Origin of the sequence: Rhizobium gallicum bv. gallicum R602sp, assembly GCF_000816845.1 — a bacterium.
Classification (GTDB): Bacteria; Pseudomonadota; Alphaproteobacteria; order Rhizobiales; family Rhizobiaceae; genus Rhizobium; species Rhizobium gallicum.
The window spans coordinates 2,185,254-2,206,927 of the sequence record NZ_CP006877.1 but is presented as its reverse complement, the minus strand read 5'-3'; the positions used below and the strand labels follow the sequence as shown (position 1 = coordinate 2,206,927).

Sequence of the window (21,674 nt, the reverse complement as noted above, 5' to 3'; positions counted from 1 at the left end):
CGTTAGTCGATCCGCTTCAAGTCGCGGGCGAAACGCTGCCAGTTGGCGACATATTTTTCCGCCGAGCGCCTAATCCCATCGATCGCCTTTTCATCGAGCGTCCGTATGGCGCGGGCAGGCGAACCGACGATCAGTGAAGCGTCCGGAAATTCCTTGCCTTCCGTCACCAGGGCATTGGCGCCGACAAGGCAGTTGTTGCCGATCTTGGCGCCGTTCAAGACGGTTGCGCCCATACCGATCAGCGAATTGTTGCCGATCGTGCAGCCGTGGACGATCGCGTGATGACCGATGGTGCAGCCTTCGCCGATCGTCACCGGAAAGCCCGGATCGGTGTGCAGCATCGCGCCTTCCTGGATATTGGTGTTGTTGCCGACGGTGACCGGCTCGTTGTCGCCGCGAAGCACGGCGCCGAACCAGATGCCGACGCCTTCGCCAAGCTCCGTCTGCCCGATTACATGCGCGTCCGGCGCAATCCAGTAGAGCCCGCTCGGCGGAAGTTTCGGCGACAATCCTCCAAGCGCGTAAACGGGCATGGCAATCTCCTCAGGCGACGGTTACGGAAAGCGTCGCGATACCGTCGATGCCGCATTCGACGCGATCGCCTTTCTTGACGGCGCCGACACCGGCCGGCGTGCCGGTCATGATGACATCACCCGGCGCCAGGACGAAGAGCTTGGAGAGCTCAGCGATGATTTCCGACATCTTCCAGATCATCTGCTTCAGATCACCGTCTTGAACGCGCTTCCCGTTGTGGTCGAGCCAGATGCGGCCCGCGTCCGGATGGCCGAGGCGGCTTGCGGGCACGATTGCCGAAACCGGTGCCGAATATTCGAATGCCTTCGCAACTTCCCATGGACGGCCGAGCTTCTTTGCCTCGGCCTGCAGATCGCGGCGCGTGAAATCGATACCGACGGCGTAGCCATAGATGCAGTCAAGCGCGTTGCCGAGGGGAATGTTCCCGCCGCCTGATTTCAGCGCAATCACGCATTCTGCCTCGTAATGCACGTCATTCGAAAGAGACGGATAGGGAAACGGCGTGCCGGGAGGCAGCAGGTTGTCGGCGTTCTTCTGGAAGAAGAAGGGCGGCTCGCGGCTCGGGTCGTGCCCCATCTCGATCGCGTGGTCCGCATAGTTGCGCCCGACGCAATAGACGCGGCGCACCGGAAAGACGTCACTGCTGCCTTCGATGGGAAGCAGAACTGGCTGCGGAAGTGGGATAACGGTGGCGGGGCTTGTTGCGGACATTGAGATGCTCTTGCTGTTATCGAGTCCGGCGATCTTAAACGTAAAATCGCAAGCGGGGAAAGCGCAACGGGACGATTATCCTTCCGTGCCCGAGACATCGCTGCGAATGATCGCATAATAGGCCGCAAGTTCAGGGATCATCTGCGACAGCGTCTCGAATACGGGATCGTCCGGCGAAAGCTTGCAGGCATATTTCATTTCCACGAAGGTCTGGTGCGCCGCCAGCGCCGCGGCATCCGCGTGATGCAGCACCGTGAAAACCGGGGTGGGGAGCGTCTTGCCTTTGACGAGGACACGGTCGAGCTCGGCGACCGTATAGGTGCCCGCCACAAGCTTCGCAGTCTGCTCGCCGAGAAGCAGAGCGACGCCATAATTCTTCGAGGCTCCCTCCAGGCGCGAGGCGAGATTGACCGCGTCCCCGAGACAGGAATAGTCGAAACGCCTGTTCGAGCCCATGTTGCCCACAACGCACTCGCCGGTATTGATGCCGACGCCCATTTTCAGCGCATGCAGCGGCGTTCCGTTTATCCTGGCCTCTTTCTCGAGCTGCCTGTTCAGGCTCGCGATCGCTTCCTGCATCGCGAGCGAGGCGGCAACAGCATTTAGCGCATGATCCGCATCGTCGAGCGGTGCATTCCAGAACGCCATGATGCAGTCGCCCATATATTTGTCGATCGTCCCGGCGTGATCCATCACGACATCGGAAAGCGGTGTCAGCAGGCGGTTGATGAGGCTGGTAAGCTGCTCCGGATCGTCCTTCAGCGTCTCGGCAATCGTCGTGAAGCCCCGCACGTCCGAAAACAGGACCGAGAGCGTCCGCCGCTCGCCACCGAGCTTCAGCTGTGATGGATCCTCGGAAAGCCGTTTGACGAGATCGGGCGATATGTATTGCGAGAAGGCGAGGGTGACTTGCTTCTTCTTGCGTCGCTCTTCGGCAAAATCGAATGCCGCCTGGCCGAAGGCGACGGACACATAAGCCACAACCGGCCCCAGCGGTGAGACGAACAGATTGCCGAAGCGGATGCCGGCATAGCTCAGCGCCGCCGCCACGCCGATGAAGACAACTGTGGCGGCGAATGTCGGCCAGCCCGTGGATCTCCAGACGGTCGCAGCAGCGAGAATGGCGGCAATCAGGATGGCGAAGGCAACCACTGGAAGGCGCGCCAGCTCGATCGAATAGCGGTGCACGATATTGTCGTAGATCGTCGCCTGGATTTCGACGCCGGCGACCAGTCTGCCCGTATGGACCGTGTAAGGGGTTGCAAAAGCATCGGCACCGCCTTTTTCGATTTCCGGCGCATTCTGCAGGCTGAGTCCGACGAACACCACGCGGTCCTTGAAGAAATCCTTCGGCAGAAAGTTCTCTGGGTCCAGCGCCTGATAATAGGAAACCGTCGGATAACTGCGTGATGGTCCGAAAGACTGAATCAGTGCGTTGGCGGGCAGGCTCCCCGGTGCCTTCCCGGCTACCTGCGCAAGGGTTATGGCAAAGCCGTCCTGATAGGACGGGATGTTGCGGAAGACGCCGTCGCCGCCGAGGTCGATCGAGGCGATGCCGGTTCTCGCGCCGGCTTCTGTCAGTTGCGGCATAGGCGTGGCGCGGATCAACTGGTCGGCCTGCGGTGTCTGGATTAGCGTCTCGTCACCGGCAAGCACAATGTCCGGCCCGACCGCCGCCGTTATTGCCGCATCGTCCTCTCGCGAAGACTGTTCGGCCATAATGATATCGAGGCCGATCGCCTTGGCGCCCGCTGCGCGCAGCTGCCGGATCAGCCGGGCATGCAGGCTGCGCGGCCAGGGCCATTGCTCATTCATCTCCGCCAGTGACGGCTCGTCGATCGCAACGATCACCGGCGCATCGGCAGGCGGCAGCGGGTCGTCGACGGTCGATAGATAGTCGAAGCTCCGCAGTTCCAGCAGCGACCAGGCGGGCAGACGCGAGAGCAGCGAAATGGAAATCAGCGTCAAAAGCACTAGTACTGCCAGCCGCACCGGCCGGCCGCTGAACGGCCAGCCTGGTTGGCGCATTTTATGCCCGGTATCCGCGACCGCGATCATCAGAAGCGGATTTCAAGCGTGCCTTTGAACACGCGGCCCCAGCCGTTGAACCCTGAAGCGACCTCAAAATCCTCATCAAGCAGATTATAAGCTGCGGCTTCCAGCGCGAACCGTTTATCAAGTGGCTCCCAGACAAGATTTGCATCGAGCGTCCAGTAATCGTCAAGGATCTCATCGGATTGATCGCCGTGTCGTTCACCGACATAGTTGGCCGCAAGCGTAGCTTTCACATTGGCTTCGTTCACCCACGTGAGGGCAATTTGTCCGGAGTGCTTTGGAAGGAATGGCAATTCTTGGCCATAACCGCCGCTTGACGGGTCGTTATCTTCGGAATCGCTAAGAGCGTATGTCGCAGCCAGGCCAAACCCATATCCCAATGCAATGTTTGCTGTAAACGAAGCACGATCTGCGCGCGCTTTGCGAGTGCCAAAGCTCTCCAGCGCAATGATGTTGTCGATTGAGAGATCGCGAAGTTCCTGATGCTGGAGGTCAACAGCTGTAAACAACCAGTCATTCCATTCAGCATCCCACCGAACAGTGAACGTATCAGCATACCCTGAAAGATCGATGCCGAATGTGTTAGGCTGCAGGCCAACGATGCCGACCGGGGCAAGGGTTGGCGTGGTGCTGTTCGTGCCTTGTCGCAAATAACCGGCTCGCAGCCAATGGCCCTCCGCCGGCGACCACGCGACTCCTATGCGGGGCTCGAGACGTTGAATATCTACCTCGTCGCCTTGGTAAAAGGTGCCGAAAAGCCCGTACTCCGCTTTCAAGTCGGGCGTTATCTCATGAAGGAGATCGATGTACACCTTGCCATAGCGTGTACCGGTATGTTCCTCCACCTCACCGAGAGGAACGCCAACCAATGAAACGCCCGTAGTCGTTTCTGTGTCGATCCATCCTCCTTCGACACCATAGCGCCAGGTCAGGTCATCCATTCCGTAGGTGTGATTTATCGCGCCAACGTAATTTTCCTGCTTAGTGTGTATCAGGCTTGAGAACAGACCGGGAATTAGTGGCGGAACCAGAATGTTTTGATCCATCGAAGAATCGATCGATGAATAGAAGAAAGCTGTATTTAAGACATTTCGATATCCGAACGTGTGGCTCAAGCCGACTCCGGCAATGGAAAATTTGTTATCCAGCCCATAGTAGAGGCCCGGCACCAGCGGCAGAAATGCTCTTGATGGAATGTCGAGATCGTATTTTGAATCTGAATGATTGACGAAAGCGACGATACGATCGTCCGGAGTCACCGAGGCCGTCACGTAGCCATTGCCGGCGACCAGCTTGGTATCGGTGTTTAAATCAAGTGTGCCGTTATTGTATCCGCGGGTCGTGTCCGAGGTCTTTTCCCATTGAAAATTTGCGAAAAAGCTGATGGGCCGGGGTTCGTTGGAAAAGCCCTGAATTTCAGCCTCACCCAACAATCCCGCATTTTCTTGGGTCAGCATTGTTCCGGCGCCAATCGAGCCTTCCAGGAAGGGCATGCGCGCGAGATTTGCCGACCGCGAACGACCTGAAAGCATATGGGGATCGAACAATAACCCTTGAATGAAGGATGAATAAGATGACGCATTTGCGGTGTTGGTGACCACGTTCCCGCCATAAAGAAATGAATTGGCGAGCGGGTTCACGCTTCCACGAAAAGTCTGGTCGAAATAGCCACTTCCCGAAAACGGATCGAAGACCGCATCCCCGTAATATTGGCCCCAGGCGTCCAAACCTTGGAGCCGAAAAGCCGCATTGAGCGTCGAGCCGCCGTTTTGGTTGGCTCCAAGCGAGGCGTAATATCCTCCCCGCGCGCGCGATCGCTTGAGGTATTCACGGGCACTCTTCATCGCGCCATCGGAGTCATAGTCGTCAATTGCAACGGCTGCGCGGAATGCCGCGACAGAAGGATCGTTCTTGTCCAGCCGATCGGCATTGTCGAGCGCCTGGCCGGAGGCTTCGCGGTTGCCATTCTCGTAGTAGCCGGCGGCGAGCATCAGCTGGGCCTGCGAATAGCCCGGGTTGGCAGTTGAGGAGGCGAGCAGGTCATCGACCGCCTTCTCCCTCTCGCCCATCTGCAGATAGTAGCGGCCGCGTGCCAAGATGGCGATGTTGAAGGCCGGGTCGGCGCCGAGCGCCAAATCGATCTCCCGCTTGGCCTCTTTCATGCGCGACTGGTCGAGATAGAGGATTGCGAGATTTGCATGGCCAACCGGATCGTCCGGATCGAGCTCGATGGACCTCTTGAGTGCGGCTTCCGCCTCACGCGTAGCACCGCGGGCATCTTGGAGCAGGCCGAGATCGTTCCAGGCCGTGGACGAGCCCGGCGCGACCTTGATCGCATTGTTCAGGTCCTCAAGTGCGCCATCGAGATTGCCTTCGTAATCGGCGCGCATGCGGGCGCGGGCCTGCAACGCATTGGGGTCGGTGGGGTCGATCGAGAGCGATCGATCGATCGCCTCCTTCATCTGGATGCGGTCGTTGATCAGCATCGCCAGCTGCGCGCGTAAGGCGGGCAGGGTGGAATCGTTCGGATATCGCACTTCCGCCTGCTTCATCGTCGCAATCGCGGCTGGGATATCCTCAAGGAACCCTGCCGTGTAGGCCTTCATCACGGCAGCATAGGGTCCCGTGATGTTTTCCGGCGGCTTTTCGGCATGATTCGGATCGCGCAGCGAACGCGAATAATAGCTGCCATAGGCCGCGATGCTCCGACGCTGCGGATCGAGCACCCGTTCGGCCCGCGAGAACAATCTTGCTGCCTCGTCGTATCGCATCTCGGCGCCGGCAATCAGGGCGTCGATCAGGTCGGCACGGGCGCGCTGGGCGGCGGAAAGCTTGAGCGTGCGCGCATTCACCAGCGATTCCAGCGCCTTCTGCCGGCCGTCAAGCGACAGTTGCACCTCGGCTAGCGTCAGCCAGTCCTCCGCATTTCTTGCCGCAGGTGCCTTGGCTTCGATGCGGCTGCGTTCGTCGCGCATCTTCTGCACCGGGAGGGGCGAGGCGGGCATGAAGGTGAAGCTGCCGCGCAGCGTCAGGTAAAACAGCATCTGCTCGCGGTCGTCCGGCGTAACGATGACGAGCTTTCGGGGCGCTTGGCCGATGGTGGCGACGGCTGCTTCACCCTGCGCGACCTCGACGCTGCCGTGCTCGTTCTTCAGCTCCACGCGGCCTTCCAGCACGATCAGGGAGGTCTGGTCGCCCTTGACCGTCAGCGTCCAGTCGGTGCCGCGGATGGCGGCTGCCGCGGCCGGTGTCTGAACGGTTAGGCCCGAGCCACCACGCTGAGCGCGGGCCCACATCGTACCGGATTGGAGGTTAAGGATCGTATCGCCCGCCGGTGCCATCTGTTTGACCTGCAGCGACGAATTTCGGCCGAGGCGTACCTGCGTGCGGTCCGCGAATAGGATTGCGAGCTGGCCGGTGGCATTGGTGCGCAGCACGTCGCCGCCCAACAGATCCTGGCGCAGATCGACATTCTGCCAGTTCGACAGGTCGACGAAGCGGACTTCCTCGCCGACCTTGCGGTCGATGACGGAGCCTGCGGCCGGTGCCGCGCGCTGCACAGGATCAGCGGCTGCCGGAAGCGCAAGATAAGACGCCGCCACAGTCAACACCGCAATGGTGGACGCGGAATTGAAAAACTTACCCCTCATGTCTAAAGCGTTTGTCGATATGAAGTTGAAAAGTCAAGCTGTGTTGTACGCGCGCTATTGCTTTGCCTGTGAAGTGTAATATCACGGAAACACTTTTGGGCTGGAGTTGAGAACGTGACGGATTTTGACAGTGCGGCAGAGCTTATGAGGAGTGGGCCTTCGACTGAGGATATCAGCGTAGAGTATTTTGATCATATAAAGAAAATTAACGATATATTCTACGACCAGATTAAGATTTCTGACCAGAAAGCCGCGTATATTTTTACTTTTATGCTCGCATTCTTGGTGAGCTCAAGCGATGTTCGCAGCGTCTTTACCTTGGAACGCTATGTAAACGGCTATCAGCAAAGCATGCTTTTCTCGGTATTGCTTGCCACGGCCTCGGTCTTTTCAATCATATCGGCCATCCTCGTAGTGCTGCCGCGCCACGTGAACAAGTCGACCTCCCTGTTCTGGGGCTCCTGGGGCAAGCACCGCCATCGCTTCTGGGATGCCGCGCAGCGGCGGGACGAGATCTATCTTTTCAACGAGTACCTGAACAATGCCGATATTCTCTCGGCCATCGCGCGTGGAAAGTACCGCTGCGTGACCTTCGCCTTCCGCGGGCTAATGGTGACCGTCATCGCCTATGTGCTCCTGCTCATTGCGGCCTAAGCGATGCAGCTGCGGCGCGAGCTGGCCTTGGGCCTATTCTTCGCTATGAGCCCTCGTCCCGCGCGAGCTAAGCTCATTATGCTCAGGTCAGGAGCAGCGGGGCGACAGCAAAAAGGCGGCAATATGTCTGTGATGGCAAGCGGCACCCAATGGCCCGTATTCGCCGTTGCGCCGATGATCGACGAGACTCGGAGCGACATGGCGGCGGAAGCCCATGGCTCTCCGTAAAATCAAATTAGGCTGCCCTGGCAATTCGCCGGAGCATCATAGAAACCCGTCGCCTGAGAGATCTTGAACTGGTCTTCACATTGGACATACATCTGAAGAGTTCACTCAGCCTGATCGTGATCGCGCACTGCGCGACTTGTCCATACGCGACGGACCTGACGGATGGACAAAGGGCGCTGATCGCACCGATGATTCCAAGGCCGAGCCTGGGAGGCGGCGACGTTTACTTCCAGCGTGCCGGTTTCTGCCGCACGACCTGCCACCATGTTTTCAATCAAGCTTTTAGCGGCGCTCGACGCCCTTTGCCACCAAGATGTCATCAACGGCTGACGACATCAGAAATTCCGACAGCTGCTTGGCAGCGTCTGCGTCTGTTGAATTGACGCTGATGCCAAACGTAACTTTGGAGTTCTGCCGGAAACCGCCCGACAAGTATGACCTCGGGTGCGGCTGCAATAATAGAAGTCACGGGAATGCCCCCAGCTCGGCTTCCCCACGGCCTACGGTCGACGCTGTCTGCCCTCCTGGTACGGCCACCAGCTTGGGCTTCACCTCATCCGCTATTCCCAAGCGTTCCAGCAAACCGTAGAAGTGGCCACCGCTGGTTCCTTCACTGGCGTAGGCGATTGATCTGGCCCTCTTCAGCGCATGTTCGAATGCTCCTACGGACCCGATGTTGAGCGGTCGACTGCCTGCCTTGGCCGCCACCCCCATTGCTGTCCGGCCGAACGCTACCTGGCTTCCCGCCTTGATTTTTCCCAACGCGGTCAGATCCTGAACCAGGTTCGGATTGATGATGACGAGGTCAAAAGGTTCCCCAGTTTCAATCTGCTTCTTTACCGTCGGATTGAGCTCCCACTTGACCGCAACTGTGAATCCTGTAGCCGTTTCGAACTGGGATATGAGAGCAAGGACGGCAGGTCGGACCGCAATAGCGCCAAAAAGCCGGATTTCCTGATTCATGGCCTAACCTGAAATTCGGTCGAAACGATCTTCCTTACAATGCGTATCCAGCCAGCGTTCCACGGCGCCCGCCGATCTATGTTCAGTGCCCATCGTGTCGGCCCCCGAAACAAACCGACACCCAATGAATCCATACCAGAATCATGCTGGGAATGCGTTTCTCAAACAGGCTCAAAAGAAAGCGAACGGCGAGCCCTAGCCGCATTGGCGGGGCATTCGATCTAACCTTGACCCGCGACCCCCCAGCATTCAGTACCGAACGCAGTTGCAGATGATCTCTGGAACTTCATGATTTCTCGTCATCGGCATCGACGGCAATCGCGACCGCGTCGGGTTCCGAGTTTCGTCCGTGCCGCGCCAGCAGCGAGGGCACTAGCAGATCGCCGTTCCGGCAAGCCTCGATCTTTCGGCCGGCAAGATCGTGCGCCATGAGCCAGCCTTCATTGCGGTCATGCAAGCGGGTAGGGCCGCGAGGGCGGCGTCGCTAGCGTGAGCAGGTTGCCGTCAGGATCACGCACCTGCGCCAGGGTGGAGTAGTCGCCCTCAATGTCGTCCCCGAGCACGATCCCCAGGCCCTGCAGTCTGCGGCGCTCGGCCGCAACATCATCGACGATAAGGAAAATCACGCCCCTGCCGGCGATCTCGTCGTCGGTTGAAAGCGCTAACCCGCCCTGATCGAAGAGCTCCCACTGCACCAGCGTGTCCATTGGCCGATAATCCGGTCCATGACCAAGCAGCTTCGTATACCAGACTTCGGCCGCCGCAAGGTCTGCGGTGAGCAATGCGGTGTAGATCTTCTGCAGGTTCATTGTTCTTCTCCGGGCCAAACTCGACGTGAAACGCTGACCGACCAGCAAGGTTGCCGCGACACCTGGAGCGAAGCGGGCAGCCGCACCGTTTCAGTCAATGAGGAAGCGCGACGTATAGTGTCAAAGAACGGCCGAAAAAGCGAGCTGCTTTGAATGCAGACGCGGGCAACCATTCGTTAGCTCGGCTTTAAAAAAAGCGGCCCTGTATCAGCGCAACTCGCCAATACACGCGGCGTGGTAACAGCCCGGATCGGCTGTTCGCGAGGAGATGTTCTAGTTTTAAGGTTCCTGGTTACGCAATCGCAATTCCCAAGGTCGTGTCCCGCCAAGTGGTGTAGCTCGCAGGGCCATCGCGCCGGGAAGCAGTTCAAGTACCTTGGATTTAGCCGCTTGGGTTATCTTGACGCCAAAGCCGTCTGTTGAAGGTCTGGGCTTTGCTTTGCACGAGGCACCGTCTCGCTTAATCCGAATCTGTGCGTTATAAGCCTTCGTCCCTTTTTTCGTGTTCGCTCTGATACATACCCATCAGTGATACAAAACCTCCTGCAAGTGCTATGCCGTAGCATCGGCATCTCAAAAACGGTCGAAAAAGGCAAAAAACGAGATCGAACGAGACATGACGGAACTTACCAGAAGGCCTTCAGCACAAGGAAAATCCCACTATTCCAATGGCCGCGTGCTCGCGGTCGCACCCATGATTGACTGGACCGATCGCCATTGTCGGTATTTCCACCGGCAGATCAGCCGGAACGCCTTGCTCTATACCGAAATGGTTGTGGCGGACGCGATCATTCACGGGCCGCGGGAGAGGCTGCTGTCGTTTAATATTGACGAGCATCCGGTAGCGCTGCAGCTCGGCGGATCGGATCCGGTGAAACTTGCCGAGGCGCTGCGGATCGCCGGACCCTACGGCTACGACGAGATCAACCTCAATGTCGGCTGTCCTTCGGACCGGGTGCAATCGGGAACCTTCGGGGCCTGTCTGATGCTGACCCCGGAGGTGGTGGCGGATTGCGTTAGGGCCATGAAGGCAGTCTCCAAGGTACCGGTCACGGTAAAATGCCGGATCGGCGTGGACGAGCAGGAGCCGGAAGAGGCACTGCCGGAACTGTTGGCGCGGGTGCTGGACGCAGGTGCCGATGCCGTGTGGATCCATGCGCGCAAGGCCTGGCTTAAAGGGTTGAGCCCGAAGGAGAACCGCGAGATCCCACCGCTCGACTACGGCATCGTCTATCGCATGAAGGAGCGGTGGCCGGAGGTCTTTATCGGTATCAACGGCGGCATCCAGACGCTGGACGAGGCAGCGGCGCATCTGGAGCATGTCGATGGCGTGATGCTGGGGCGGGCGGCCTATCAGAATGCGGGGATCTTGGCGGATCTCGACCACCGCTTCTTCGGCACTGCGGCGGCCGAGCCGGACTGGGACGGGCTGCGCGACCGCATGATGGCCTATGCCGTGCGGCATATCGAAAGCGGCGGGCGGCTGCAGCATGTGGCGCGGCATATGGTCGGGCTCTTCACCGGGATCCCGGGCGCAAGGCGTTACCGGCAGATTCTGTCGAGCGATGCGGCAAAGGCAGGCGCCGGGCCGGAGGTGATTGCGGCCGCGTTTGCGGCGGTGGATTTTTCCGGTGCCAAGGAGGCGCTGAGCGCCTGAGGCCCAAAGCAAAAACGGCGCCTGGGAGGCGCCGTTCTCATTCCTGCCGTGGCAGAAACTACAATCAGTTGGCCGAGATGTTGACGGCCTTCGGGCCCTTGCCCATGCGGTCCGGCTCGGTGTCGAAAGTGACCTGCTGGCCTTCGCGCAGCGACTGGATGCCGGATGCCTGGAGAGCGGAGATGTGGACGAATACGTCCTTTGCACCGCCGTCAGGAGTGATGAAACCAAAACCCTTGTCCTGGTTGAAGAATTTTACGACGCCTTTGGTGGCCATGTGGGATAGTCCTTTTCCCTTAGTCTGTCTGGTATCCGCGCCCCCGAGAGGAAGCGGACGGCTTTAGCTTTCGTCCCGTTAGACCGGAACGAAGGGTCAGTCGGAGAAGTCACGTACGGGGAAAGAACGTCTACGCAGGCGGGGGTTACCCGCGCCGCCTTCCGCAACGGAAGGCTTTACCACATCTGTCCAGTCACCGGCATGCTAATGCCCGAGTGCTGCAATTGGTGACAGCATTTCGGGAAAAAAGCAAGCGGCAATATTGTGGCATGCGCTGACGCAAGCCCGGAAACGCCAAAGATTCAAACACTTGACGAAATGTTACCTTTCGCAGTGCGGTCTGTGTCATTTGCGGATTCCGTACCGGAACGGGACCGCGCCACCGTCCTCCGCAGCGATGTCGACCGCCGCCTTGAACCCTGCGGTTCAATACCCGCCGTCCTCTGCCGCGCGCCTCATTCCCTGTGTTTTTCAGAGCAATCCCACCACGGCGCGTCGGCGCCGTGCCGGCGCCGTGAGTGACTCTCTGACGTGTTGAACGAGCCTCCTGCGCCGTGGACATGGCGCTGCTGGATCCCTGTGACAAGCATAGGAATGAGGGATGGCCGCCGAAGTCGGTTCATCGAAGCGCTCGTGCGTCCCGGCGAATTCACATGCCGCTCCACAATTTCGTCCCGACTGGACCCGAATATGGCGGGCGCGGGCGCTTCGGGCTTGATGCCGGAGGGCCGAGGGAGTAGGTCACGGGAGTGGGGACGGGTGAATGCTAAAGGACAGGTGGGCGGTTTGATCGATCCCTATATTTTGCTTGGACTTGACCGCGACGCCGGCGAGCAGGCGATCCGAAGCGCCTGGCGAAAGGCCGCCAAGACCGCGCATCCCGACTCGGGCGGCGATGCGGAGCATTTCGGCCGGTTGCAGACCGCCTACGAACTCTTGAAGGACCCGGTGCGCCGCCGCGTCTACGACGACACCGGCTACGATCCGCAGCTTGCCGACCCCAAGGACCTCGAAGGCGTGCTGATGCTGGAAAAGCTCGTCAACGACGTCATCCTCGACGAGCGCGAGCCCGGTAGCTTCGACGCGGTGGCGGCCATGCGCAGAAAACTCTCCGACGACATCGTCAAGAACCGCTTCCACATCCTGGAGCTCGAGCGCCACCGCAACCGCGTGCGCCAGCACATCGACCGCCTCGGCCGTCGCCCGGAAACCGACGTGCTCGGCTCCATGCTGCGCGCCCGCAGCCAGTCGATCACCGACGCCATCCGCAAGGCGGAAGGCCAGATCGAGGCGATCGAGCATGCCTATCAGATGCTCGAGGGGTATTCCTACGAGGTGGAAATGGTGGCGATGGTGACGGTGACGGAGCGGCGGGGGGAGGCTGCGGAGTAGGGGCGCTCCACGGCTGCCGGTCATCCTCAGGCTTGACCCGAGGATCCACGCTAACGTCCCATTCTGGATATTGATCCTCGCAGGCGCATCGCAGGCATGCGGATACGGATATATGCGCACATTATGGTCCGTCGGTCGGAAGCTGCTTTCGCATGTCGTGATCGACAACGATTTCGACCAGGTGCTGCACATCGATCAGTGGTTTGGCTGAAGGGTGCATAGAAAAAGGTTGCGCCGACTCTCGGTGGCTGGAGCCCGCACCGGGTCCGGGATGGGAGGAAGTTCAGCGGCCCGGACGCCCGGTCTTGCCCTTCGTCCGGCCCTTGCGCTTCTGATCCGCAGGCTCCTCGTAGGAGCCGGCGCCCGTTTTGCCGCGGACGAGGGGGCGGGGGTCATCGCTGGATCCTCGGGTCAAGCCCGAGGATGACGGAGAGGAGGGCAGGGCGGCGCGTTCCGGCTGGCCTTCTTCCCGCGGTGAGAAGGGCTTCGTGCTCTTTGCGGCATCCGGCTTTATCGGCAGCTTGCCGGCGACCGGTTTTTCGGTGCGGCCGACGGTCATTTCGTCGAGGGTGTTTTTGCGGAAAAGGGGCTTCCTCGCGGGTTCGGCGACGTCGCGGCCCATTTCATCCAGATCGGGCTTGCGGAAGAGCGGTATTGCGGTGTCGGTGCCGGGTCCCATGTCGTCGAGGCTGGGTTTGGCGAAGGAGGAGGTTCCACGCCCGCCCTCGTGGTTCAAAACGGTCCTTTGAGCCTCCTCACCATGAGGGCTTCTTCTGGCGCCAGTTGCGGCACGGCTTGCTCCATCCCCATGCTGAGGCGCGGAGGTCGAAGACCGGAGCCTCGAAGCATCCTTACGTCCGCCCTCCATCGCCCTAGACTCCTCGCGGGCCATCGGGTCGTCCATGACCGCCAGCTCTGCGGCCTTGAGGCGTTTGATTTCGTCGCGGAGGCGGGCGGCTTTTTCGAAATCGAGGTCGGCGGCAGCGTCGCGCATCTGTTTTTCCAGCGCGTTGAGATGAGCAGCCAAGTTGTTGCCGACGAGATTGCCGCCGTCGGCAAAACCCTTGCCGGAGACGCCGGAGATGTCGGCGCGGACGTGGTCACGTTCGTAGACCGAATCGAGGATATCGGAAATGCGGGCCTTCACCGATTCCGGGGTGATGCCGTGTTCCTCGTTGTAGAGCACCTGCTTTTCGCGGCGCCGGCTGGTTTCCTCCATGGCGCGCTTCATCGAGCCGGTGACGGTGTCGGCATAGAGGATCACCTTGCCGTCGACGTTGCGCGCGGCGCGGCCGATCGTCTGGATCAGCGAGGTTTCGGAGCGCAGGAAGCCCTCCTTGTCGGCGTCGAGGATGGCGACGAAGCCGCATTCGGGGATATCGAGGCCCTCGCGTAAAAGGTTGATGCCGACCAGCACGTCGAAGGCGCCGAGGCGCAGGTCGCGGATGATCTCGATGCGCTCAAGCGTGTCGATGTCGGAATGCATGTAGCGGACACGCACGCCCTGCTCATGCAGGTATTCGGTGAGGTCCTCGGCCATGCGCTTGGTGAGCACTGTGACGAGGGTGCGGTAGCCCTTGGCGGCAGTCTCGCGGATTTCGCCGAGCACGTCGTCGACCTGGGAGCGGGCGGAGCGGACTTCCACCGGCGGGTCGATGAGGCCGGTCGGGCGGATGACCTGTTCGGCGAAGACGCCGCCGGCCTGCTCCATCTCCCAGCCGCCCGGCGTGGCGGAGACAGCGACCGTGTCCGGGCGCATCGCATCCCATTCCTCGAAGCGCAGCGGGCGGTTGTCCATGCAGGACGGCAGGCGGAAGCCGTATTCGGCGAGCGTCGCCTTGCGGCGGAAGTCGCCGCGGTACATGCCCCCTATCTGCGGCACGGTGACGTGGCTCTCGTCGATGAAGAGCAAGGCGTTGTCGGGGATGTACTCGAAGAGGGTGGGCGGCGGGTCGCCGGGGGCGCGCCCCGTCAGGTAGCGCGAATAGTTCTCGATGCCGGCGCACGAGCCGGTGGCCTCCAGCATCTCGATGTCGTAGCGGGTGCGCTGCTCCAGGCGCTGGGCCTCCAGCAGGCGGCCGGCCTTTTCCAGCTCGGCGAGGCGGAGCCTCAGCTCCTCCTTGATCGCCTTGATGGCGCCGTTGAGGGTGGGGCGTGGTGTGACATAGTGCGAATTGGCGTAGATCTTGACCGATTTCAGGTCGCCGGTCTTCTGGCCGGTCAGCGGGTCGAACTCGGTGATGGCGTCGATCTCGTCGCCGAACATGCTTATACGCCAAGCAGCATCTTCGAGGTGCGCCGGGAAGAGCTCGATCGTGTCGCCGCGGACCCGGAACGAGCCGCGCTGGAAATCCATGTCGCGGCGCTTGTATTGCTGGGCGACGAGATCGGCGAGCAGCTGGCGCTGGTCGAGACGGTCGCCGACCGACATCTGGAAAGTCATGGCGGTGTAGGTCTCGACCGAGCCGATACCGTAGATGCAGGAGACGGAAGCGACGATGATGCAGTCGTCGCGCTCCAGCAGCGAGCGCGTCGCCGAGTGGCGCATGCGGTCGATCTGCTCGTTGATCGAGGATTCCTTCTCGATATAGGTGTCGGAGCGCGGGACGTAGGCCTCCGGCTGGTAGTAGTCGTAGTAGGAGACGAAATATTCGACGGCGTTGTCGGGGAAGAAGTTCTTGAACTCGGAATAGAGTTGGGCGGCGAGCGTCTTGTTGGGCGCCAGGATGACGGCGGGGCGTTGTGTCGCCTCGATCACCTTGGCCATGGTGAAGGTCTTGCCCGAGCCGGTGACGCCGAGCAACACCTGCGAGCGATCGCCGTTTACCAGACCCTCGACGAGGTCCTTGATGGCGGCCGGCTGATCGCCGGCGGGCTGGTAGTCCGAAGCCATGCGGATGGTGATTCCGCCTTCGGATTTCTCCGGCCGGGCCGGGCGGTGCGGCGTCCAGATCTTGCCGTTCTTGTGAAGTGGATTGCCGGACTCGATGAGCGCCGAAAGCGCCTCGACCGTGGCCGTGACGGCGGTGCCGGCCGAAAGCTGCGAGGCCTCCTCCAGTGTCGTATCCATGCCGGAGACCGGATTGAGGCCGGCGGCGGCGCGCGTCTTCGGATCGGTCGAACCGCCCATCGAGGTGCCGCGCGCCGATTTCGAGGCGGCGATCTCCACCTTCTTGCGGTGCTTGCCGGCCTTGGACGCTATCTCGCGCTGCGTCTCGACGCTCGACGCCTCGGCATCGGCCTCGAGCTGCTTCACCCAGTCGGCGACGGAGCCCTCCAATGGAGCGCCTTCAATGGACGACTGCGGGGCTTCCTCGAAGCCGTTCGGGGCGGGGAATTTCTTCGTCGATTTGGCCATGGGCGGAATATGGAGAGAGTCAGCGCTAAAGGGAAGAGGCAAAGAGTACAAAAGGGAAACGAATAAATCGTTCGGATTTGGTGAATAGTGCCGATCAATTTTTCCGGCCCAATTTTTTTCTGCCGTTGTCGGCACGGGACGACTGCCCCACGTCCTTGGCATGTAACGGGGCCTATACCTGGGGCATGTAATGGGCCAGGGGCGCCAAAAGGAGAGCAGATATGAGGAAGATCATCACCGGTGCATTTGTCAGTCTCGACGGCGTCATGCAGGCTCCGGGCGGCCCGGACGAGGATCCCGTCGGGGGCTTCAAGTATGGCGGCTGGGTTGCCCCTTATTTTGACGAGGCGATGGGAAAGGCCGTGGGCGAGATGTTCGCCCGGCCCTTCGATCTTCTGCTCGGCCGCAAGACCTACGATATTTTCGCCGCGCATTGGCCCTATGTCGCGGCCGACGATCCGATCGGCCCGCTGTTCGACCACATCACCAAATATGTCGCGACCCGCAATCCGGACTTCAAGCTCAGCTGGCAGAACAGCCGGGTGCTCGGGGCCGACGCAGTCGGCGCACTCAGGACGCTGAAAAGCGGGGAGGGGCCGGATCTGCTGACTCAGGGCTCGACCGACTTTCTGCAGACCCTGTTCAAAAACGACCTGGTCGATGAAATCAATGTCTTCATCTTTCCGGTCGTGCTCGGGAAGGGCAAGAGATTGTTCGGCGACGGAGCCGTTTCGGGCGCGCTGAAACTCGTCGGATCGAAGGTCTCCGGATCCGGTGTCACGATCAACAAATACGTCCGCAACGGCGACGTCGTCACCGGCTCATTCGAATTCGAACAGCCGACCGCGGCGGAGCTTAAGCGCCGCAGGAACCTGAGCTGAGGCGAACGGGTGCGCTTGACAGGCGCGGGGGTCCCACCTTCGGCGCGGAGGGACAGTCGCCGTTTATGCGGTCAGGACGCCCTCGATGTGGATCGGCAGGGTCCGCACGCGTTTGCCCGTTGCGTGGAATACCGCGTTCGCAATCGCCGGTGCGGTTCCCACCAATGCAATCTCGCCCAGCCCTTTCATTCAACCCATCGATGGCGGCGCAGCCCGAGCCGGGCATGCGCTTGTTGCAGCCGACATCGAGCATGCGGAAATAGGGACAGCGCACCCGCTGCAGAAGATTGCCGCCCATCGAGGCCATATTCCGCAGTTGCTCTGCTGCCGGTCATGATGATGACGTTCGGCTGCACGTTCTTACTCGTCGCCCGCTTCGGATCGCGCCAAGCCCACCACAGCATCGGCCGAAACTCCGGTCATTGTCTTCTCCTTCAAGCAGACATACCAATCCACATCTAACGGCTATCACAACCTTTTAGTGCGTTAAGATGTATTGCTGAGTGGATTGCGATGGGACGGGTTTTGCGCCACGAGACCGCAGTATTTGAATCGGGCGAACTTGCTCGCCAGATATCAATCCTATGTAATCGTCGCATGCATTCAGCTTCTGGCTTCAGGCGAATCCGCTTGGACTGCGAGGATTGTGTGCGATGACGTTCAAGTGGCGGAAAATGACGCACAAGGAGGGACATTCCATGCTTTACGCCATCCTGGCCTATCACGACGAGAAAGTGGTCGAATCCTGGACCAAAGAGGAGGATGCGGCGCTGATGAGCGAATTGCTCCAGGTCAATGATCGCCTCGTCGAGGAGAAGCATCTGGGACCGGCTGCGCGGCTCGGCCCGACAGGGCGCGCCGTGACCTTGCGGGGGACGGGTGCCGGCATGATCACCGACGGCCCATTTGCTGAAACCAAGGAGCAATTGCTCGGCTTTTACGTCGTGGATTATCCAACGCTTGAGGCAGCCGTCGCCGCAGCGCGCGACCTGCGCCGCGCCAATCCCTCCGCAGTCTATGAAATCCGGCCGATCTCGCTTTATCTCCCTGGTGCGCCACTGGCATCGCGGGACGAAGTTTAGCACCCGAGCTGAAGGCGGTGGCATTCGCAGCGCTATACCGGCGTCTTCGGTGGTGAAGGCTGCGGCATGTCGCCATGGCCCCTTGAGCCCTGGCTATTTGGAGATACAAGCTGGCGCTAGTTTTCTCCCATCGGATTCGCCCATGTATTTTTCGCTAAGCCCCGCCGCCATCTGGCCTGTTGCCATGCTTTTCGCCTCCAACATCTTCATGACCTTTGCCTGGTACGGGCACCTGAAGCACAAGGGCAGTGCGATCGCCCTTGCCATCGTCGCGAGTTGGGGGATTGCCTTCTTCGAATACTGCCTGGCGGTGCCAGCGAACCGTATCGGCTCGGCGGTCTATACGACGGCGCAGTTGAAGACGATGCAGGAGGTGATCACGCTGATGGTCTTCTCCGGTTTTTCGGTTTTCTGGCTTGGCGAAAACCTGACCTGGAATCACGCCATCGGCTTTGCGCTGATCGCCGTCGGCGCCTCCTTCATCTTCCGCGCATGAACGGTACCTTTCCAATGGATTACAAATAGTCCATGTCGGGAAATTACTGAATTGCTGACGCATTTGGTTGGGAGGCTGTCACCATTCAGTGATCAGGAGGTGACCGGTCATGAGCCTCTCTTTCCAAACGATGGCAGCCATCCGGTTCGGTTATGGATTCCGGCCGGGCGAGGCGTCGCCGCAAAACAAGGACCAGCTGCTTGGTCAGGTGAAGGACGCCGCGCTGCGCGCGCCGTCCTTTCCGGCCGGCGGCATCGATGGACGCCATCAGCAGATTGTCGATCTGCAGGACCGGCTCCGGGAACTGCGCCAGAGCGGTAGCGACGATGAGGTGCGCCGGAAAAGGCGCAAAGCGATCCAGAAGCAGGTGCAGCAGGGGTTCCAGCGTGACGCCTACGCGCGGCTGATGCAGGCCGTGCTTTCGCCGAACGGATTCTACGAGCGGCTTGCGACCTTCTGGACCAACCATTTCTCGACGAGCGCGAACAAAAGCCTGCCGATGCGGATGATCGTGCCGCTTTACGAGGCGGAGGCGATCCGGCCCAATATCGGCGGATCGTTCCGCGACCTGCTGCGGGTCGCGACGGAGCATCCGGCGATGCTCATCTATCTCGATCAGGCGCAATCGCAGGGGCCGGAATCGTCCCGCGGCATGAAGCAGAAGAAGGGTCTCAACGAGAATCTCGGCCGCGAACTGCTGGAACTGCATACGCTGGGTGCGGGCAGTGGCTACACGCAGGCCGACGTGCGCGCCGGTGCAATGGTGCTGACCGGGCTGACGATCGATCGCGAGGAGATGGACGCAGTTTTCCGTCCCGGCATTTCGGAGCCCGGCAGACATACGGTTCTTGGTGTCAGCTATGGCGGCGCGAAACGGTCGCGGAAAGACTATCTGGCGCTCCTCGACGATCTCGCTGTCCATCCGAAGACGGCGCAGCATATCAGCGGCAAGCTCGCGGCTCACTTCATCTCGGATCAGCCGCCGGAGGAGATGGTGACGGCGATGGCGGATGTCTGGAAAGGGACGGACGGCGACCTGACGGCGGTTTATGGCGCAATGCTCGACCATCCCGCAGCGTGGCGCGACGAGGGCGCGAAGGCGCGCCAGCCGTTCGACTATGTAGTGACGGGCTTGAGGGCACTGAACGCCGGCAGCGACAACGGTATTGCTGGCGATTTCATGAAGGCCGATCAGGAAGACGACGACGATGTGATGGCGCCGTCGAAGGATATGGCGGGACAGGACAATGCCATGGGCGGCGATGGGGGCGCAATGGCGCCCGATCCTGCCAATGAAGCCAACTCCAAGCGGCGCAAGGCTTTCCAGACAGCGCGGGGGCTGGGGCTGGGTGCGCTTCGCCGTATGGGCCAGCCGACCTGGCTGCCGCCGAGCCCCGCAGGCTTCGAGGAGAATTTCTCCGCCTGGATAACGGCGAGCCAGCTTGCCGAGCGGCTCGCCTGGGCGCGGCGCGCTTCCGCCCGGTTCGGCAAGGACGAGGATCCGCGCGAATTCCTAAGGTCGACGCTTGCCGATGCGGCGCGCGACGAGACGATCCGCGTGGTTTCGCAGGCGCCGAGCAAGATCAGCGGCCTGACGCTGGTTCTTGCTTCCCCCGAATTCAACCGCCGATAGGAGCTGGTCATGACCGAGATTACGCTTTCCCGCCGCGGCTTTCTCGCTTCCGCCTGTTGCCTTGCCGCCGCTCCGATCTTCACGCCGGTCACCTTCGCCGCCATGCCCGGCGACAACCGCTTCGTGACCATCGTGCTGCGCGGCGCGATGGACGGCCTCGACCTCGTGCAGCCCTACGGCGAGGCAGCTTTTGCGGCGCTGAGGCCGACGTTGGCGCTGACGCCGGAGAAGGGGCTCCTCGACCTCGACGGGCATTTCGGGCTCAATCCGGCGGCGGCCGACCTGATGTCGCTGTGGAAGGGAAGAGAGCTTGCCTTCGTGCATGCGGTTTCGACGCCCTATCGCGACCAGCGCAGCCATTTCGACGGGCAGGACATGCTGGAATCGGGCGGCGAACATGTGGCGGCGGAGAAGACCGGCTGGCTGAACCGGACGCTTTCGGTGATCCCGCGCTCGCAGGCCCGCAAGGCGATCGACGTGAATACCTCGACGGAGCTGATCCTTTCGGGCCCGAACAATGTCGATGTCTGGGCCTCGGATTCCAATCTCGGAACGGCGAAGGACGAGATGCAGTTCCTGATGCGGCTCTATGCCGGCGATCCGGCCTTTGCCAAGGCGATGGAAGAGGCGACGCGCGCGAACAATGCGGCGATGATCACCGAGCCGGACGGCAAGCGCGGCGAGAAGATCGCCGACGTCGCGACGCTCGCCGGCAATATGCTGAAGGGCGACTACCGCATCGCGAGCTTCTCGATCACCGGCTGGGATACGCATGTCGCCCAGACTGGGCAGTTCAAACGGCCGGTGCAGGATCTGGCACAGGCGATCAATACACTGAAGGTGACGCTCGGTCTGGAGGTTTGGTCGAAGACCGTGGTGCTGGCGATGACGGAATTTGGCCGCACCGTGCGTCAGAACGGCTCCGGCGGCACCGACCACGGCACCGGCGGCTGCGCGGTGCTGGCGGGCGGGGCGATCCATGGCGGACGCATTCTCGGTAAATGGCCCGGCATTGGCGCCGGCCAACTGCTCGACGACCGCGATCTGATGCCGACGGCCGACGTGCGCGAGATTGCCGCCGCGATGCTCTACCGGCAGTTCGACGTGACGGCCGGGGACCTGACGGGCAAGATTTTCCCCGGATTGAGCTTCGACAAGGGCTCGCAGTTTTTGAAGGTGTGATGAAGGCCGGGCGTTAGGTTGCTAGGGTCGTTAGCCCCTGCCGGGGTTTGTTGCTGCAATCGATGCCCACGGAGGTATGCCAATTGCCTTCCATCATGCCTGTGCCTGTCAC

The 21,674-nt window shown here is 60.8% G+C and carries 16 protein-coding genes and 2 pseudogenes; 8 read left to right on the top strand and 10 right to left on the bottom strand.

Annotated elements, in window-relative coordinates:
• Positions 1-2 precede the first annotated feature (2 nt).
• From RGR602_RS11020 to RGR602_RS11005, 4 genes are all read right to left on the bottom strand, one after another.
• Positions 3-533, bottom strand: a complete 531-nt coding sequence (locus RGR602_RS11020; protein WP_039845129.1) for a gamma carbonic anhydrase family protein — start codon at positions 531-533, stop codon at positions 3-5.
• A gap of 10 nt (positions 534-543) precedes the next feature.
• A complete protein-coding gene (locus RGR602_RS11015; protein ID WP_039845128.1) occupies positions 544-1,245 on the bottom strand; it encodes a fumarylacetoacetate hydrolase family protein in 702 nt (233 codons plus the stop codon).
• A gap of 75 nt (positions 1,246-1,320) precedes the next feature.
• A complete protein-coding gene (locus tag RGR602_RS11010; RefSeq protein ID WP_039846801.1) occupies positions 1,321-3,273 on the bottom strand; it encodes an adenylate/guanylate cyclase domain-containing protein in 1,953 nt (650 codons plus the stop codon).
• A 29-nt stretch (positions 3,274-3,302) separates the two neighbouring features.
• Entirely contained in the window at positions 3,303-6,950 is a 3,648-nt protein-coding gene (locus RGR602_RS11005; RefSeq protein WP_052451530.1) for a FecR domain-containing protein, read from the bottom strand.
• 144 nt (positions 6,951-7,094) lie between these two features.
• On the opposite strand from RGR602_RS11005, the gene RGR602_RS11000 reads away from it, so the two are divergent.
• The gene (locus RGR602_RS11000; protein ID WP_210263586.1) at positions 7,095-7,604 is read left to right on the top strand and encodes a Pycsar system effector family protein; all 510 of its coding nucleotides are present in this window, start codon (positions 7,095-7,097) and stop codon (positions 7,602-7,604) included.
• Between the two features lie 510 nt (positions 7,605-8,114).
• Here RGR602_RS11000 and RGR602_RS10990 read toward each other — a convergent pair.
• The 3 genes and pseudogenes from RGR602_RS10990 to RGR602_RS10985 all read right to left on the bottom strand — a co-directional run bounded on the left by RGR602_RS10990 (position 8,115) and on the right by RGR602_RS10985 (position 9,604).
• Positions 8,115-8,795, bottom strand: a pseudogene (locus tag RGR602_RS10990) (molybdate ABC transporter substrate-binding protein).
• Positions 8,796-9,081: 286 nt separating this feature from the next.
• Positions 9,082-9,225 carry a hypothetical protein gene (locus tag RGR602_RS37080; protein WP_166677456.1) on the bottom strand — a complete coding sequence of 48 codons (144 nt, stop codon included), beginning with the start codon at positions 9,223-9,225 and terminating at the stop codon, positions 9,082-9,084.
• Positions 9,226-9,244: 19 nt separating this feature from the next.
• Positions 9,245-9,604, bottom strand: a complete 360-nt coding sequence (locus tag RGR602_RS10985) for a VOC family protein (protein WP_039845125.1) — start codon at positions 9,602-9,604, stop codon at positions 9,245-9,247.
• A 616-nt stretch (positions 9,605-10,220) separates the two neighbouring features.
• Here RGR602_RS10985 and dusA point away from each other — a divergent pair.
• Positions 10,221-11,261, top strand: coding sequence for a tRNA dihydrouridine(20/20a) synthase DusA (dusA, locus tag RGR602_RS10980; RefSeq protein WP_039845124.1), 1,041 nt, complete (start codon positions 10,221-10,223; stop codon positions 11,259-11,261).
• 64 nt (positions 11,262-11,325) lie between these two features.
• Here the strand turns inward: dusA and RGR602_RS10975 are convergent, their stop codons facing one another.
• Complete coding sequence (locus tag RGR602_RS10975) at positions 11,326-11,538, bottom strand: cold-shock protein (protein ID WP_018900054.1); 213 nt, start codon at positions 11,536-11,538, stop codon at positions 11,326-11,328.
• 786 nt (positions 11,539-12,324) lie between these two features.
• On the opposite strand from RGR602_RS10975, the gene RGR602_RS10970 reads away from it, so the two are divergent.
• Complete coding sequence (locus RGR602_RS10970) at positions 12,325-12,930, top strand: J domain-containing protein (RefSeq protein WP_028739613.1); 606 nt, start codon at positions 12,325-12,327, stop codon at positions 12,928-12,930.
• Positions 12,931-13,213: 283 nt separating this feature from the next.
• Here the strand turns inward: RGR602_RS10970 and uvrB are convergent, their stop codons facing one another.
• Complete coding sequence (uvrB, locus tag RGR602_RS10965; RefSeq protein WP_039845123.1) at positions 13,214-16,288, bottom strand: excinuclease ABC subunit UvrB; 3,075 nt, start codon at positions 16,286-16,288, stop codon at positions 13,214-13,216.
• A gap of 221 nt (positions 16,289-16,509) precedes the next feature.
• Between uvrB and RGR602_RS10960 the strand changes: the two genes are divergently transcribed.
• Positions 16,510-17,169 (top strand): dihydrofolate reductase family protein, encoded by a 660-nt coding sequence (locus RGR602_RS10960; RefSeq protein WP_039845122.1) that lies wholly within the window; start codon positions 16,510-16,512, stop codon positions 17,167-17,169.
• Positions 17,170-17,329: 160 nt separating this feature from the next.
• Here RGR602_RS10960 and RGR602_RS38235 read toward each other — a convergent pair.
• Positions 17,330-17,497: pseudogene (locus tag RGR602_RS38235) on the bottom strand (FAD binding domain-containing protein); the annotation flags it as partial.
• Between the two features lie 370 nt (positions 17,498-17,867).
• On the opposite strand from RGR602_RS38235, the gene RGR602_RS10950 reads away from it, so the two are divergent.
• The 4 genes from RGR602_RS10950 to RGR602_RS10935 all read left to right on the top strand — a co-directional run bounded on the left by RGR602_RS10950 (position 17,868) and on the right by RGR602_RS10935 (position 21,562).
• Positions 17,868-18,251 carry a YciI family protein gene (locus tag RGR602_RS10950; RefSeq protein WP_039846799.1) on the top strand — a complete coding sequence of 128 codons (384 nt, stop codon included), beginning with the start codon at positions 17,868-17,870 and terminating at the stop codon, positions 18,249-18,251.
• Between the two features lie 142 nt (positions 18,252-18,393).
• Positions 18,394-18,747, top strand: coding sequence for a DMT family protein (locus RGR602_RS10945; RefSeq protein ID WP_039845120.1), 354 nt, complete (start codon positions 18,394-18,396; stop codon positions 18,745-18,747).
• A 109-nt stretch (positions 18,748-18,856) separates the two neighbouring features.
• The gene (locus RGR602_RS10940) at positions 18,857-20,380 is read left to right on the top strand and encodes a DUF1800 domain-containing protein (protein ID WP_039845119.1); all 1,524 of its coding nucleotides are present in this window, start codon (positions 18,857-18,859) and stop codon (positions 20,378-20,380) included.
• 9 nt (positions 20,381-20,389) lie between these two features.
• Complete coding sequence (locus RGR602_RS10935; RefSeq protein ID WP_039845118.1) at positions 20,390-21,562, top strand: DUF1501 domain-containing protein; 1,173 nt, start codon at positions 20,390-20,392, stop codon at positions 21,560-21,562.
• Positions 21,563-21,674: the final 112 nt, after the last annotated feature.